The 15,789-nt window shown below is 34.4% G+C and carries 18 protein-coding genes and 1 tRNA gene; 8 read left to right on the forward strand and 11 right to left on the reverse strand.

Features of this window, described 5'->3' with window-relative positions; translation table 11 throughout:
• Positions 1-7: 7 nt before the first annotated feature.
• The 8 genes from GQR59_RS02875 to GQR59_RS02910 all read right to left on the reverse strand — a co-directional run bounded on the left by GQR59_RS02875 (position 8) and on the right by GQR59_RS02910 (position 6,977).
• Positions 8-655: a DUF1007 family protein gene (locus GQR59_RS02875; RefSeq protein WP_236546631.1), complete on the reverse strand. Its 648-nt coding sequence runs from the start codon at positions 653-655 to the stop codon at positions 8-10.
• Between the two features lie 100 nt (positions 656-755).
• A complete protein-coding gene (locus tag GQR59_RS02880) occupies positions 756-1,706 on the reverse strand; it encodes a metal ABC transporter solute-binding protein, Zn/Mn family (RefSeq protein ID WP_160060628.1) in 951 nt (316 codons plus the stop codon).
• 62 nt (positions 1,707-1,768) lie between these two features.
• Positions 1,769-2,623, reverse strand: coding sequence for a metal ABC transporter permease (locus GQR59_RS02885; RefSeq protein WP_160060629.1), 855 nt, complete (start codon positions 2,621-2,623; stop codon positions 1,769-1,771).
• The gene (locus tag GQR59_RS02890) at positions 2,620-3,441 is read right to left on the reverse strand and encodes a metal ABC transporter ATP-binding protein (protein WP_160060630.1); all 822 of its coding nucleotides are present in this window, start codon (positions 3,439-3,441) and stop codon (positions 2,620-2,622) included. The genes GQR59_RS02885 and GQR59_RS02890 overlap by 4 nt, the downstream gene beginning before the upstream one ends.
• 11 nt (positions 3,442-3,452) lie before the next feature.
• A complete protein-coding gene (locus GQR59_RS02895; RefSeq protein ID WP_160060631.1) occupies positions 3,453-3,590 on the reverse strand; it encodes a hypothetical protein in 138 nt (45 codons plus the stop codon).
• A gap of 538 nt (positions 3,591-4,128) precedes the next feature.
• On the reverse strand, positions 4,129-5,364 hold the full coding sequence (gene sbmA, locus GQR59_RS02900; RefSeq protein WP_160060632.1) for a peptide antibiotic transporter SbmA: 1,236 nt from the start codon (positions 5,362-5,364) through the stop codon (positions 4,129-4,131).
• Between the two features lie 226 nt (positions 5,365-5,590).
• A tRNA-Arg gene (locus GQR59_RS02905) sits at positions 5,591-5,666 on the reverse strand.
• A 63-nt stretch (positions 5,667-5,729) separates the two neighbouring features.
• Positions 5,730-6,977 (reverse strand): flagellar assembly protein T N-terminal domain-containing protein, encoded by a 1,248-nt coding sequence (locus GQR59_RS02910; RefSeq protein ID WP_160060633.1) that lies wholly within the window; start codon positions 6,975-6,977, stop codon positions 5,730-5,732.
• Positions 6,978-7,098: 121 nt separating this feature from the next.
• On the opposite strand from GQR59_RS02910, the gene GQR59_RS02915 reads away from it, so the two are divergent.
• Entirely contained in the window at positions 7,099-7,857 is a 759-nt protein-coding gene (locus GQR59_RS02915; RefSeq protein ID WP_160060634.1) for a FlgO family outer membrane protein, read from the forward strand.
• Positions 7,858-8,095: 238 nt separating this feature from the next.
• Complete coding sequence (locus GQR59_RS02920; RefSeq protein ID WP_160060635.1) at positions 8,096-8,575, forward strand: LPP20 family lipoprotein; 480 nt, start codon at positions 8,096-8,098, stop codon at positions 8,573-8,575.
• 165 nt (positions 8,576-8,740) lie between these two features.
• Here GQR59_RS02920 and flgN read toward each other — a convergent pair whose 3' ends face one another.
• From flgN to flgA, 3 genes are all read right to left on the reverse strand, one after another.
• The gene (gene flgN / locus GQR59_RS02925) at positions 8,741-9,160 is read right to left on the reverse strand and encodes a flagellar protein FlgN (RefSeq protein WP_160060636.1); all 420 of its coding nucleotides are present in this window, start codon (positions 9,158-9,160) and stop codon (positions 8,741-8,743) included.
• Between the two features lie 24 nt (positions 9,161-9,184).
• A complete protein-coding gene (flgM, locus tag GQR59_RS02930) occupies positions 9,185-9,505 on the reverse strand; it encodes a flagellar biosynthesis anti-sigma factor FlgM (RefSeq protein WP_160060637.1) in 321 nt (106 codons plus the stop codon).
• Positions 9,506-9,580: 75 nt separating this feature from the next.
• Positions 9,581-10,270, reverse strand: coding sequence for a flagellar basal body P-ring formation chaperone FlgA (flgA, locus tag GQR59_RS02935; RefSeq protein WP_236546632.1), 690 nt, complete (start codon positions 10,268-10,270; stop codon positions 9,581-9,583).
• A 110-nt stretch (positions 10,271-10,380) separates the two neighbouring features.
• Between flgA and GQR59_RS02940 the strand changes: the two genes are divergently transcribed.
• The 6 genes from GQR59_RS02940 to flgE all read left to right on the forward strand — a co-directional run bounded on the left by GQR59_RS02940 (position 10,381) and on the right by flgE (position 15,489).
• A complete protein-coding gene (locus GQR59_RS02940) occupies positions 10,381-11,295 on the forward strand; it encodes a chemotaxis protein (protein WP_160060639.1) in 915 nt (304 codons plus the stop codon).
• A 121-nt stretch (positions 11,296-11,416) separates the two neighbouring features.
• Entirely contained in the window at positions 11,417-12,250 is an 834-nt protein-coding gene (locus GQR59_RS02945) for a CheR family methyltransferase (RefSeq protein WP_160060640.1), read from the forward strand.
• Positions 12,251-12,554: 304 nt separating this feature from the next.
• Positions 12,555-12,956: a flagellar basal body rod protein FlgB gene (gene flgB / locus GQR59_RS02950; protein WP_160060641.1), complete on the forward strand. Its 402-nt coding sequence runs from the start codon at positions 12,555-12,557 to the stop codon at positions 12,954-12,956.
• A gap of 21 nt (positions 12,957-12,977) precedes the next feature.
• Positions 12,978-13,397, forward strand: coding sequence for a flagellar basal body rod protein FlgC (flgC, locus tag GQR59_RS02955; RefSeq protein WP_025562506.1), 420 nt, complete (start codon positions 12,978-12,980; stop codon positions 13,395-13,397).
• A 10-nt stretch (positions 13,398-13,407) separates the two neighbouring features.
• Positions 13,408-14,103, forward strand: coding sequence for a flagellar hook assembly protein FlgD (locus GQR59_RS02960; RefSeq protein ID WP_160060642.1), 696 nt, complete (start codon positions 13,408-13,410; stop codon positions 14,101-14,103).
• Between the two features lie 15 nt (positions 14,104-14,118).
• Complete coding sequence (flgE, locus tag GQR59_RS02965) at positions 14,119-15,489, forward strand: flagellar hook protein FlgE (RefSeq protein WP_160060643.1); 1,371 nt, start codon at positions 14,119-14,121, stop codon at positions 15,487-15,489.
• Positions 15,490-15,789 lie beyond the last annotated feature (300 nt).

Raw genomic sequence — 15,789 nt, forward strand, 5'->3', positions numbered from 1 at the left:
TAACTCCTTATTTGAGACAATTAATGATTATTGTTTGAGTAAAAAGTTGTCCGAGAGCATCATCGGGATCTTCATCTACACCTAAGGACATCGCATAGGCAACTTGCTCTGGCGTTGGATTTGGGGGAAGAAGTTCGAAGGCGCAAAATTTTTTTAATTCAGAAGATAATTCAATATCATTTTTGCTTTCCCAACTCATATCGACATAATAGCTTGGTTCAAAAATAGCCAGCTTGAAAGGACGGTTTGATATTACTTTAGGTTTAGAAAGAGGAATATAAAAGTCGAGTGTTAATTTTGATCCATGCTGCGTTAAGGTACCTTGGTTTGAAAAAGCATATTTAATAGGGGCATCCCCATCATAAAAATAGGTGAAGTAATGCTCTAAATTGATATTCTCCATGACGGAGTCTTTTATTTTTGTTAACGTTTTTGATTTGTTAGCCGCAGACAAATCTTCCCCATCCAGCATGTAAGCTGAGGTGATTGAGTCAAAAGTCCAAGACATAGTGAAACCTAATATTTGTCTTCCTTTTCCTTCAATTTTTGTTTTTAAGCTGATCCAAGAGTGAGGATGCGCTTGTACTTTTATTGGAATAATTAGGTTCATGATGATGATGAAACATAAGTAGTTAAGGTTTATTTTCATAGTCATTCATTATTCTTATTATGTGAAAATATCGAGATATGAAGGTTAAAATGTTAATAAAGCAACCAAATATATTTGATTGCTTTATACCTCTAAAATTATTTTATTAAGGCGTTAATGCATTGGCAATCGTTGTTACATTATGTTCAATCATTTTTAAATAAGTTGATGCGGGCTCATTAGATCCAGAAAGTGCATCAGAATACAATTTACCGCCAACCTTGGTGTTTGTTTCACGAACAATTTGTTCAACCATACGGTTATCAGCAATATTTTCTATGAATACCGCATTGATATTATCTCGACGAATTTGTTTAATGATGGCAGCAACATCAGATGCACTGGCTTCAGATTCGGTACTAATACCTTGAGGAGCCATAAACTCAAGATCAAAGTCGTGAGCAAGATAGCCAAACGCATCGTGAGGCGTAATCACTTTACGTTGTGTTAATGGCACCATCTCCATTTTTTTACGCAGTTTATTTTCTAATGTATTGAGTTTCACGATATAAATATCTGCGTTTTGTTTATATTCTTGGCTATTATCAGGGTCAACTTGACTTAAACCACTTTGAATATTATTCACGTAGATTTTTACATTGGCAATACTGTTCCATGCATGTGGATCTGGCCCTTCATGATGATGCCCAACTTCCTCTTTTTCATCAGTATTTTCTTCGTGTTCTTCTTCATGTTCACCTATTCGTAGAACATTGATACCGTTTGATGCGGTTACTTTTTTTCCTTTAAATTGAGCAGACTCAAGTAAACGTGGCATCCAACCTTCAAAACTAAGGCCGTTAACGACTAGTAATTGTGCATGTTTAACTGCCTGTGCATCTTGTGGCGTAGGATTGTAAACATGCGCATCACCGTTAGCTTTTACTAAGGTAGTTAATTTAATATGGTCGCCGCCGACTTCTGAAATCAAATCACCTAGAATTGAAAAGCTTGCTACTACATCTACTTTTTCAGATGCGACTACATTTGAATTAACGCCTAATATTAGCGCCATTGAAGCCAATAAATGTGCTTTTTTAAATAAGGTTAATGCCATTGTTTGTTCCTTTAGTTAGTATAAAATAGTTGGGTTTAAAATGAGTACACGCAAAAGTATTATTATTTTCTTGAAAGTAACCCTCCATGTTGTCCAAATAGCAGCGATACGATATAGAAAATACCCATTACAAGTACGATGGCTGGACTGGTTGCAAAACTGACGTGGAATGAAAGAAAAAGGCCTAAGTAGCTACTGATAATGGATGTTAATAATGCGATAAATAACATAGCACCTAACTTATCACTCCAAAATCGGGAAATAGCGGCTGGTAATATCATTAGCCCTACAGACATGAGTGTGCCTAAAGCATGAAAGCCAGCGACTAAATTCAATACGACCAATAATAAAAAGGCGTAATGAGCAACAGCACTTAACTTGCTTACTGATTTAAAAAAGTCAGGGTCAACACATTCAAAAACTAATGGTCGATAAAGGACAGCTAATGAAAGGACTGAAATTGTAGCAATAGCTGTAAGTAATATCAGAGCGTCATTATTTAACGCAAGAACAGATCCGAATAGCACATGTAAGAGATCAACATTACTGCCTTTTGCTGAAATAATAAGTACACCAGTAGCAAGTGATAACAGATAAAATGCAGCTAAGCTTGAATCCTCTTCAGCGTTTGAATAGCGAGCTACAATACCTGCCAAAATAGCGACAATACAACCAGCAACAATGCCACCAATGGTCATCGCTATAATAGAAACGCCCGATATAAGAAAACCAATCGCCGCACCTGGTAGTATGGCATGCGCCATCGCATCTCCGGTTAAGCTCATCCTTCTCAATGTTAGAAAGACTCCAATGGGCGTTGCACTAATGCTCAAAATAACACACCCCCATAATGCTCTTTGCATAAATGAAAAATCATTAAAGGGTTCAATAAACAAACTATAAATATCGCTGATCATGATAGTTTTTCTTCATAATGAGCTGGGTTAGCACAATGAATTTGTGTTGAATCATCCTTGTCTAATGTATCTGCTAGAGCATCAGTTGCTGATGAAGCTGAGCTTTTAAAGTTATGTTGCATATAGGCGATATGTTGGTATCCAGCTTTCGATAAATTATTGCCAGTCATTACTGCTCTTACGTTCCCAGAAGCAATTAGAGTTTTAGCCAGTAAAATTACATTGGGAAAAAATTGTGTCACGAGAGATAAGTCATGGATCACCGTTATGATGGTTTTACCTTGTTGCTGACAATCATTAATTACATGCATTAAATCCATCGTTGTTTGCGTATCAATAGCTGCAAAAGGTTCATCGAGTAATAAAATATCGGCATCTTGCATTAACATTCGTGCAAACAACATGCGTTGAAATTGTCCACCAGACAAAGCGCTTATTTGTCTTTTCTCAAAACCTTGGAGATTAACTTTATTTAATGCTTGTTTGAGTAATTGATTTTCTGATGGATTGAATTTCTGCCAGAAGCCAATTCTTTGCCAAGATCCGGCTGATATAAAGTCTTTCACTGTAATAGGGAATTTTCTGTCAATTTTGTGGCTCTGTGGCAGGTAAGCTATATCTTTAGGCGAGAGGGTGCCAAGTTCAATAGTACCTGAACTTGGTGTTAATTGTCTCATGATCGCTTTAAGCAAGGTTGATTTTCCTGACCCGTTAGCGCCAACAATAGCTACAAGTTGTCCTTGTTTTATCTTTGTAGATATATTATCTAACGCCAGAGAGTCTTTATAATTGACACTCAAATTAACAATATTAATCACGGTTCAACTCACTAAAGTAATTGGAATAATACAGACCAAAGGATCAGGACGATTGCGGAGCCAATCATTAAACGGAAGCTAACGCTGAGTAATAATAAAGACTTGATAGAAGTATCAGTTTCGTTGGTATTATGAGAATTCTTTTTCATTTTATAATTCTTATTATGTCTAACAGATTTAAATGTTTCTTTATTTGTTATGTTATAACATAACAAATAAAGAAACAGAGGACAATTTAAATCAAAATATTAATTTAATATATTGATAGAATTACTTATGAAAAAGATGAAGGGAGGTAATCGTCATCGTCATGAATCATAGATACAAGGAAGTAATCTTAAAGATCAATAAAGCTTGCAGACGTTTAATAACAATCACACTAATTAACGAAGTTAATCTTCGAAATACCTTAAGTTATGCCTTAAATTAAGCCATTTCCTCTAGGCAAAATTTAGATCGCTTATTTAATGTAACCGGTATCATTAAAAGTAATGATAAATCCAAAAAAGGGTAGGATTATCAATAATGAAAGTGAATATGAGTGAGTACTCTGTAGGTGGCGTTAATGTAACGAAGACAGTGAAAATAGCGATTTTAAGTGACTAGGTATCGCAAAGAAAAGCCCCAAACAAAATTTAGATTGTTGTCATAACATCAATAAAATTTCGTAAGAGACTATAAGGATTGTTAGTTCTGATCTAATGTGGATTCAAAGGCTGTAAGACGTTTTCGTACTGACAATAACTCAACGATGGTGGTCCAAGAATTCACTAAATATTGGAATGAATTACTGACTTGACCAAAGGCCGTTAGGATCTGCTGAAGAATACCGAAGGTGATTGCACCGACAACAATCGTAGGCACTAATAAAATAAACACAAAAATATTATCCGCTTGTAAATACAGCATACGTGCCACATTGAAGTACATGTAATGGAAGTATAAACGGAAGTAATTCTTGCGCACATTTGAAAATAATTCGTTTAATGTAATGGGTGTCGCACGCTCTACATTATCCTCTCCATACACTAACTCTTTACGAAATGCCGCTTCAACCTTTTGATTATTAAACTCTAATCCTGGTAATTTAATGCCAATTAATGCCAATAACCCCGTCCCAAAGATTGACCAAAATAACGCTGCATAGAAGAGAGGGTGCGCAATTTTACCAACGATTGGTAACTCAGAGACATATTCAGATAGACTCCATAGTACAGGCAAGAAAGCAAATAAGGTCATTATCGCTTCAACTAATGCGACTCCAAGGTTTTCCATAATAGAGGCAAAGCGCATTGTATCTTCTTGGATACGTTGTGATGCACCTTCAACATGTCTTAACTTAAGCCAATGCTCAGTGTAATAATCATTCATGGCCGTACGCCAGCGAAAGATAAAATGGCTGACCAAGAAACGTGTCACAACATAGATGAAAATAGCTAAGAAAGCGATTTCACCAAATACAATTAACAGATCAAATAATTGTTCAGTAGCCGTGCTAGCAGCTTGCACATCAATAGCTTCTGTCGGTACATCACTACCAATCGGTTTTAATAACGATTGAATTAAATCAAAGAATGGACGACGCCAATTATTTATTGCAACCGACACTTGTACTGAGAAGTAAGTCGAAAACAAAATGGTTGATGAGCCAATAATTGACCACCATTGCCACTTATGCGGAGATATCTTGAACCAAGCAAATGCAAACAACGCTGTGCAGATAAAATAATAACCGTAAAACAGTAAAAATGAATCGGTGACAAAATGCTTCAAGCCGATGGCTGGCTCCGCCTCAGAAATATCAAGACCAAGTAAAGTTGCTATTTGCGTATTGTATCCATACCAAATAGCACAAGTAAGTCCGGTAAAGATCAGTGCCGAGATGAAAAAAATCTTAGGATTGGGGAAGAACGATTTAAACATAGGTGAGTAAGCCCTTATAGTTTTTCAATGATTGTACATTATTTTTAATATTTTCTAGTTGTAATTAATCGGCTTGTAACTAGCACCATTCATTTCATAAAGAAGTAGCACTAGTTTATTTATTGGATTTCTATGTGGTTATTGAATGTATCAGACAATAATATTTACTCTGAGGCTTATATATAGTGGGTTTATTGAAGGTAGAGAAGCTGATGGTGTTTTAATTTGGTCTCTCCACAGGGACTCGAACCCCGATCATCCGCTTAGGAGGCGGGTGCTCTATCCTGTTGAGCTATAGAGAGACTTATAATAAATAATATTAAATTAGTTCGTTACATCATTAATATCGAGGATATTATACATAATTATTGTATTGATTTAATAGTCGCAATATCATTGATTTGAATATTACTTAAAGGGTAATCATCTATAGTCGTTAACTCTGCGCTATCTCCATGTACTTCTATTATTTTCATTGCTTGTTTAGCAATAGTTGAAGATTGTCTCTGTATGCCAAATTGGTCTTTAAAATTACTTGAATAAGATAATTCAACGAGCATATCTTTTTGTAACCCATTGTTCTTTCCTAGATTGATTCTTATGTTATTACTATTCACTGTGACTATGCGTGCACGAGGAATAATACATTGTATTCTTTGTGAAATATCAATATTTGCCTGAGCTAAACTGCTTAATATAGCTTGCCCATATTGGTACTCCCAAAATTGCTTACTATTTAAATCTGCCTGCTGTTCTTTTCCATACTGCCAAGTCGTTTTTTGACGGTATTGTTTGCTAAAAATAAGCTTACCTTGAAGTGCATCATATAAATAAACGGTCATATAAAAATGGCGGTCTGGATTTGTTATCCAATAATTTAGTGATGTTTTACTTTCAAATTTAACGGATAAATCATTAATCTCACCAAATACAATAAATTGACTATCTGTTTGAGAGGATAGGCTTGCTAAGGTATCAGCTAAGTTTTTATTATTATACTTTTCACCAAGCTGTAAGGGTTTATCGATATAACGGCGTATATTAAATAAATTTGGACTAAGTGATAATTGGTTAAAGAATGTATTACTTACTTTTCTGTGTAGGTCATAAATTTGACCGTCAACTGTTTGCTGAGGAACATTCATTGCAAAGCGACTAATTACCATGGATTTAGGGAATTGCCCGCCAAAACACAGATCTGATTGTGTAATAATATTAACTTTTAAGTTTACTGTTAATAAATTATTTTTTTGGCTTTCTTCAATTATTTTTAAGGCTTTAATCTCCCCACCTGAATTGAGTATTAATTGATTTTCAACTAGTACTCCTTGGTTCACTTGTTGCAAACTAGATATCGTCCCTCCTGAGAAAAGAAGTGCATCTTTTACTGCTTTTTTAATCGCTTGTTCTCGAGCTTCCTCAATATTCTTATTTATAATGACTGCATTTGCGCTAGCTTGAAACCATTGGGCAAAAGTATTACTGGATAATAAAAGTAATGTAATAAATATGATTTTTTTCATCGGAACTCTCATTTGCTTAACCGCTTTTTTAATACTGTGAATTAAAGTTTTCTTATTATTTAAAATTGTTGCTGTGATGAGAAGAAGCAAAATCTAAACCAACTTTTTCACTAACTATATTTTTACCCCTTTATGATTAATTATCTAAAGTTTTGAATGTTATTGCCGATAATATTTTAGGATAAAAAATTTATTACCAAGGCGGACTTTAATGAAAAAATTATTGGTTATTTCTACATTGATTATGATATTACAAGGTTGTACATCATCTCATTCTTCATTGCATCAAGAGTCTGCCGCTATTTTCGCTATAGAGGAAGCGAGGACGAATGAGAATTACCTTTATTATTATATAGCCCATTCTTTTAGTGGAGGTGATATTAATAATGAGGATAGTGACCAAGCAGATGTTCAGACTGATTCTAGTGGTTACGGTCATCTTTATACATTTAATGGAAAAAAGTCACTTATATTGTCAGAGGTCGTCAGTAAAATGGCAGACCAATTACTTTTTAATTATGAGGCTCCTTTTAGCCGTGAATCAATTGCACTAACATCATTGGTGGATTTAAATGATCATGATAATACAAGTTGGTTAGGACAGACTATTTCTGAGCAATTTTTTCATGAGTTACATATTAGAAAGTTACGTGTAATTGATTATAAATTAATGGGCAATATTCAAGTCACCAATGATGGTGAGTTTGGTATGACAAGGGATTGGAAAAAGCTTAAAAAAAATGTCGATGTAAGCCGAATCTTAACAGGCACTTTATCTCGTAACGAGGAAGGTGTTATTGTTAATATTCGTATCGTCAATGCTCTTAATAATGTAGTTGAATCAACAAGTAGTGCTTTTATTCCTCATCGAATTTTTGTTGGTGGTCGTTATGATTATACTCCAAAACGTTATATATTACGTAATAGTGAACGTGATAGTAGCCAGTCACTTGTTCGTTTAGTTGAATAAAACTTAATATAAATACTTTATTAATAAAACAGGCTTAGGCCTGTTTTTTGCTTTTTAATCTTTATTCTTTACCTCTTACCAGAGTGCTTTATTAATCAGTTTTAACCTATTATATCGATACTCTTAGGTTTTTATTTTATTAGATTAAATTTAGGTATGTTTATTGCTTTATTTTTGAATGTAAAAATATTCATCGATAGGCAATTATTGCCAGTTAAAAACTATTAAGGAGTTATTCATGCTTAAATTAAATCAATATGGTCAGAGAACATTTACTTTGAGCATATTGTCTGGCGTATTATTGATTCTTTCTGGCTGTGTTTTTCATAAGGAGCCTGTTGAAGAGGTTGATGAATATGAGTTCGTTTCGGTAGGTTATGCGACTATGTCTGCTCAAAATGGGGCAACTGATGATATTAAAATGTTGAACGCAATTAAAGCTTCTAAGTTAGAAGCTTATAAAGAGTTGGCTGAACAGGTTTATGGTGTGATGCTTACTTCAGAGAATAGTGTGCAGGATTATCAATTGCAAAGTGGAAGGCTTAAATCAAAAGTAAAAGGTCTTGTAAGAGGAGCGAAAGTAATACGTACTTACCATGAAAGCGATTTGTATATCACTGAGTTAGGTTTAAACATGACAACATTACCGTTCTTAAAAGATGCTGAGTTTGCAAATCCAGATGATGTAATAAAAGTGCAAAGCCAAGTTTACTATTAAAGTCTCATTATTAACTTATTCATTTTAATTGAGATTAAATTTGTTTGATACGAGTTTTAGGTTTATTTAATACAACAAAATGAAATGCAAAATACGAGCTAAGTCGCTCGCATTTTTTCTGTCTCGAATATCTAACTGTTCGAATACCTTACTGTTTAATAGCGATTAAGCTTCGATGTTCTTACCTAACAAACTCCCACTATTTAACAGTCCTTTTTGATCGTAAGTAATGCTGTTTTTTCCTTTAGCTTGGGTAAGTAATTGCACCAAATGCTTATTACTTTTCATGCTCATTTCGATTAAGCGCCCATTAATTTCGTTATTTTTTTGACACTCTGTTAAATCATTTACAATATTTTGTTTTAAAGTCGATAAAATCTGATCTTGTTCGATAATTGTTAAGTTATCTTTTGTACTGATAGTTTTATTATCACTATTAATTTTTTGTAATAATTTTTGTTTATTAAAGAGAAGTGTATTTAGGTTTTCGAATGATTTTTCTTTTAAGCACTGTTTTTCTTCTTCAAGTAATTTCTGTAATACTTGAATCGATTCTAATAATTGAGAAAGTTGTTGTGTCAGCATCTTATATTCTTTTAAGTTATGGCATTAACTTGAATATGCCTTATTAAAGTCAGTTTCAAAGTTACCAATATTCTTCGCCAATTGCTCTGAATTAATTTTATAATCGCCATTTAATATTGCTGCTTTGAGTGTCTCAACACGTTTCATGTCGACTTGTGGTTCACTAGAGGTTTGTTTTTGCATATTATTTAAACTCACTGCTTGTGATGTTAACTGCACTGAGTCTTTATTTGAACTTGCGTTACTAGTATTGTCAGTTGCACTTGCATTGCCTTGTTTTTGGGTTTTATTTTGATCAATAGCAAGGTTGCTTTGTGGTGCTTGGCGGTTGATATTTATACTCATAATCGTATTCCAATTAGTCTACATAATTAATGTATCGGCAGAAATGTTAATAACTTTAGCTGAAAATGATTATTTTTAAAAAGTTACTTGTACTTCTTTTAGAGCGTAAACCGTACCAACGACAATACGTTGTGTTCGAGAGTTTTCAACTCTGACAGTGCTTCCTATATTACCATCGCTTAAGGCAATACCCGAGGCTTTTATTATTAATCCAGATTTGTTCGCTGTAATAGTGACTTTATCTCCTTCGCAAACGTAACAGATATCCTTATGACGAATGCTTTTTTTAGAAGATATATTTCTTTTTAAGCGAACGCCTCTTAATGCTTGAGCATTTGTGAAGGTGCTACCTCTAACGCGGGATTTATCTTTATAAATAAGTTCTATGTTTTTATTACTTAATATTTCACCTTTACTAATTGGGCGGCTACTAATAATTAGTGGGATTAAGGTTTGTGCTTTTACTCGAATATAAAGATCCCAAGGTGTCGCATCCAGACAAGATACTTTAACAGCGGTTTTGCTTTTTATTTTATCGCCTACAATATGACCTTGTAACGGCACTAAACATTTAGAGAAAGTAACGCGATCGGTGATAGGCATTGCCTTTATATATAACTTTTGTTCACCTGTTATCTCGAAGGTTTCTTGATATTTGTCAAAAACGAGGCTTTCAGCAAACTTTTCTATCTCTTTAGAGTAGTTATTATCTGCTAAACTGTAAGAACAGACTAGACTTAGTATCATTAAAGTAAATCGAAACAATTTAGTTACCTTATTTAAGTTAACTTATTTTATGCACATTTTACATTTTATGTAGTAAACGATTATAAAACTATTTTTTAAAAAATAACCATAACAAAAAGGGATCGAATATGGCAGGAGTTTTAGACTCAGTAAATCAACGAACTCAGTTGGTAGGGCAAAACAGACTTGAGCTATTACTTTTCAAGTTAGGTGGAATCCAACGTTATGGTATAAACGTATTCAAAGTAAGAGAGGTTTTACAATGTCCTCCTCTTACTGTTTTACCTAAATTAAATGGCGCTATTCGTGGCGTTGCTTATGTACGTGGGCAAGCAATTTCAATTATTGATTTGAACTTAGCAACCGGAGGACGGGCAATAGATGATATTGAAAATCGATTTATTATCGTCACAGAGTATAATCGTTCTGTTCAAGGTTTCTTAGTTGGATCGGTTGAGCGTATTATTAATATTAACTGGGAAGATATCTTACCGCCTCCAACAGGTAGCAGCCGATATAGTTATTTAACAGCAGTAACGGAAGTTGATAATCGTTTAGTTGAAGTATTAGATGTTGAAAAAGTACTTGATGAAATTGCGCCGGTTAATACCGAAGTAACGACACAAATTACTATCAAAAATATAAGAAATAAACGTATTTTAGTTGCTGATGATTCTTCTGTTGCTCGAAAGCAAATACAACGTACACTCACCGCCTTAGGTCTTGAGTGTGATTTAGCTAAAAATGGTAAAGAAGCATTAGATCTATTGAATGAGGTTGCTAAAACCCAACCAGTATTTGAAAAATATGCTCTGATGATCTCTGATGTGGAAATGCCTGAAATGGATGGCTATACCTTAACATCTGCAATAAAATCAAATGCCGATATGAAAGATTTGTATATCATTTTACATACCTCTTTAAGCGGGATTTTCAATCAAGCTATGGTTGAAAAAGTGGGAGCTAACGATTTTATTGCAAAATTTAACCCAGACGAGTTAGCAATAGCGGTCCAAAAAGTGGTTAATGTCGATGCTGAATAAACGCTGAAATACTATAGAATAATTGGTGACATTGTTACCCTTTTACCGTTTTATCTGGTATTTAAACTGATAAAATGAAGTCTGTTTGTTTAAAGTAACAATGAAATATGGATAATAATTAGTGAGAATTTTTTCTGATGATCTTTACAAGAAGTTTGCTGGTTTTTTAGAAAAACAGTGTGGTATCGTACTGGGTGAAAATAAACAATATCTTGTTAAGAGTCGTTTAACACCATTAATTGCTCAATTTGATTTTCCGAGTTTATCGGATCTTATAGAGAAGGTAATTACTGGTCAAAACCTTCAACTACGTAATCTAGTTGTTGATGCGATGACAACCAATGAAACGTTATGGTTTCGTGATATTTATCCTTTTGAATTATTGACGTCTAAGCTTTTTCCTGAACTGATCAAAACGAAAAGAAATATAAAAGTATGGTCAGCTGCGAGCTCTTCAGGACAAGAAGCTTATTCAATTGCAATGTCTGCAATCGAATTTGAAAAATCAAAACCAATGACTAATTTAAATATTAAAATTACTGGTACAGATATTTCTGATTCAATGCTTAATCAATGTAACCTTGGTCAATATGATTCATTAGCTTTATCTCGAGGTTTATCAGACGCTCGAAAGCGTCAGTTTTTTATTCCTGTTGATGGGCTTGGTAGTAAATTGCAAGTTAAACCTGAGGTCAAAAAATTGACTTCATTTAAGCGTCTTAACTTATTAGATAGTTATGCATCTCTTGGTAAGTTTGATTTGATTTTTTGCCGCAATGTACTGATTTATTTTTCAAATGAGGTTAAATCTCAAATATTGAATCAGTTTGCTAATGCTTTAAATCCTGATGGCTACTTGATACTTGGTGCTTCTGAGTCGTTGAATGGCTTAACTGATAGATTTGAGATGGTACGTTGTAATCCAGGTATTATATATAAACTAAAATCTAAATAATCTACTTAGTTTTTTGGTTATTTTAATTAATAATCACTAAAGAGGCAATAATTGCCTCTTTAGTGATTATTATTGATATTCAATAGTTTGAACTTTTTAGTTACTTTATGTTTGCCACTAATTATTTTTTCTTCTCTTTTAAAATCCATTTTAATTTTGTACCCCACTCTATATTTGACGCTAACTACCATAAATAGCCTGTTTTAAGCTGACATAAAGCCCGTTATTGTATTTTTATGATTTTCATACTTGTTTTTTTGTTTTTGGCACATGCTTTGCATTTACATAAACAAAGGAGAAAATTATGGCAATTAACTTTGATAAAGCATTAGGCATTTACCAGTACTCATTAGGAGTTAGAGCTCGACGTACTGAAATTTTAGCCTCTAATATCTCAAATGCTGATACACCTAATTACAAGGCTAAAGACATTAACTTTAAAGATGCCTTGAATGCAGCAAAGTCAGGTACGGGTATTTCTCTAAGCCGTACTAACAGTTCCCATAATGCAGGTTTCTCAAGTTCAATGGCACAAAGTGGTTTGTTATATCGTGCTTCGAATCAACCGGATACTGGTGATGGTAATTCTGTTGACTTGGAAGTTGAACGTAATTTATTTATGAAGAATAGCTTAGAGTATCAAGCTACTTTAGATTTTTTAAACGGTAGTATATCAGGGCTTCGCAAAGCGATAAAAGGCCAATAATAGCGTGTCAGGAGAATTATTATGAGTTTATTAAAAGTATTAGATGTGGCTGGAAGTGGCATGAGTGCACAATCCGTGCGTTTAAATACAACTGCCAGTAATTTGGCTAATGCAAACAGTGTTAGTAGCAATATTGATGAAACCTATAAAGCTCGACACCCTGTATTTGCTGCAGAGCTAAATCGTGCAATGGGTGGTTTAGATAGTAGTGTCGGCGTAAAAGTACAAGGTATTGTTGAAAGCACTGCAGAGCTAAATCAAGAATATTCACCAAATCATCCTAAAGCTGATGAAAATGGTTTTATTTATCATTCTAATGTGAATGTAATGGAAGAGATGGCAAATATGATCAGTGCTTCTCGCTCATATCAAACGAATGTACAAATTGCTGATGCCGCGAAACAAATGTTAAGCAGCACCTTACAGCTTGGTAAAGGATAAGGATAATTAGATGGCTACTATAACTTCATCAGGAATAAGCTTAACTGCGCCATTAACGGATTCACAAGTTAAAGCTAATGCAGAGATCGATTCTGAACAACAACTGGACCAGGAAGATTTTTTCTCTTTACTATCTCAACAACTTGCTTATCAAGACCCATTTTCACCAGTAGAAAATGCAGAAATGATATCTCAAATGTCTTCGTTTACTACTGCGGAAGGAATTGCAACGTTAGGGACTGAATTTGCAGGTATTAAAGAAGTATTAAATTCAAGTCAAGCTTTAGAAGCATCGTCATTAGTGGGCAAAAAAGTATTGATTCCAAGTAATGAAACTTATTTATCAGAAGGTGGAACAGCTTCTGGTTCACTAACAACCACAACAGGCGCCTATAGTACTCTAGTTTCAGTTGAAGATAGTACAGGTAGTGTCATTCGAACTATTGATATTGGTGATGTTGGTGCCGGCAATCAACGTTTTGATTGGGATGGTTTAGATTCACAAGGTCAGCCTGCTCCAGAAGGCAAGTATACTTTTAATGCTTATGGATCAGTAAACGGTAATGGCGAAGAATTGACAACAGCAAGTTATGCACATGTTGAAAGTGTCAGTCTCGGTGGTGGTTCAGCTAGCGTGTATTTAAATCTAAAAGGTTTAGGTGGTATTGAACTTGCTGATGCAATTGAAGTTTCAGAAAACATATAATCAGAGGAAATAACTATGTCATTTAATATTGCACTAAGCGGAATTTCGGCTGCACAGACAGATTTAGATACAACGTCAAATAATATTGCAAACGTAGCAACAGTAGGTTTTAAAGAGTCTCGAGCTGAGTTTGATAGCGTTTATGCTAATTCTTTATTTTCTAATAGTAAAACTAAAGTAGGTGATGGTGCTTCGGTTTCAGCAGTTGCACAACAGTTTCACCAAGGTAGTCTAAAATTTACTGATAACCCATTGGATTTAGCAATCACTGGTAGCGGTTTTTTTGCAACGTCACCAGGTGTTGATGATAATAATCTCAGCTATACACGAGCAGGTACTTTTAAGCTAAATGCTGATAACTATATCGTTGATAATAGCGGTAATTATTTACAAGCCTTCCCTGTTAACTTAGATGGTAGTTCTTCATCGTTAAGTTTAGCAACGACCGAACCCATTCAACTTCCAGAAACTGCTGGAACACCTGTTAAAACTGAATCGGTTGACATTAGTCTTAATTTACCAGCTGGTGACGATTCAAAAGTATTGGCTAATTTTGATCCTGCAGATCCAGATACTTACAACAATGCAACCTCAGTGACTATTTATGATTCATTAGGTGAAGCACATATTTTAAATACTTATTATATAAAGCCTGAAAGCTCATCAGCTGAGGGAACGAATCAATGGGTTTCTTTTGTTACAGTAGATGGTAAACCAGTTGAAAGTACTACACCTGTAAATTATTTAGTAGATGCAAATGCGGATGGTACTTTTGATGATACAACGGGTGTCTCTGCAAGTTATACTGCAGATGGAGAAGAGCATTATGGTGTTGTGCTTAACTTTGATGAGAATGGTGTTTATGAGGGGAGCAACCCAGCAGTGTTAGATTTTGAAGAATTAGGTGTTGGTGGTGCTAATGTGCTTTCAGCTGGCGCAGATGGAACGCAAGCAATTACTATTAATTATCAGGATCCAACTCAATTCTCAGCGGCATTTGAGGTGACTGCATTAGAGCAAGATGGTTTGACAGTAGGGCGTTTAACTGGCATTGAAATCGGTAGTGACGGGCTGATTGAAGCGACTTACAGTAATGGAACATCTGATCCACTTGCACGAGTTGCTATGGTTCGTTTTAGAAATGAACAAGGCTTGGCGCAAAATGGTTCAAATTGGAATGAGTCACAAAATTCAGGTGAGCCACTTGCTGGTGAAGCTGGATCTGGTTCATTTGGTAGTATTAGCTCAGGTGCTTTAGAGCAATCTAATGTTGATTTAACGACTGAATTAGTTGATTTAATTACCGCTCAACGTAATTTTCAGGCGAATTCTCGTTCATTAGAGATTAGTTCTTCATTACAAGAAACCATTTTACAAATACGTTAATTTATTGACTTTTATATCTCATTTTATAAATGCACCTGTTCAGGTGCATTTTTCTTTCTAGCAAATCTTTCTTTATCTTCATTTAATTATACCAACCACACTAATTAAGTTATCTATTTTACTTGTTAAAATAACTTATTTCTTCGTTGTAAATTTCGTAAAGGGAACAACCATTTAGCTCAATTTTCGCCTTGAACTAAGTCATTTTTCCTGCGCAAAATTTAGATCACTTATTTAATGTAATCGGTATTATAACTTTTCTCTGATTTTATTTGTTGGCACAAGCATTGCATTTATCTG

It is taken from the genome of Psychromonas sp. L1A2 (assembly GCF_009828855.1).
Lineage (GTDB): Bacteria > Pseudomonadota > Gammaproteobacteria > Enterobacterales > Psychromonadaceae > Psychromonas.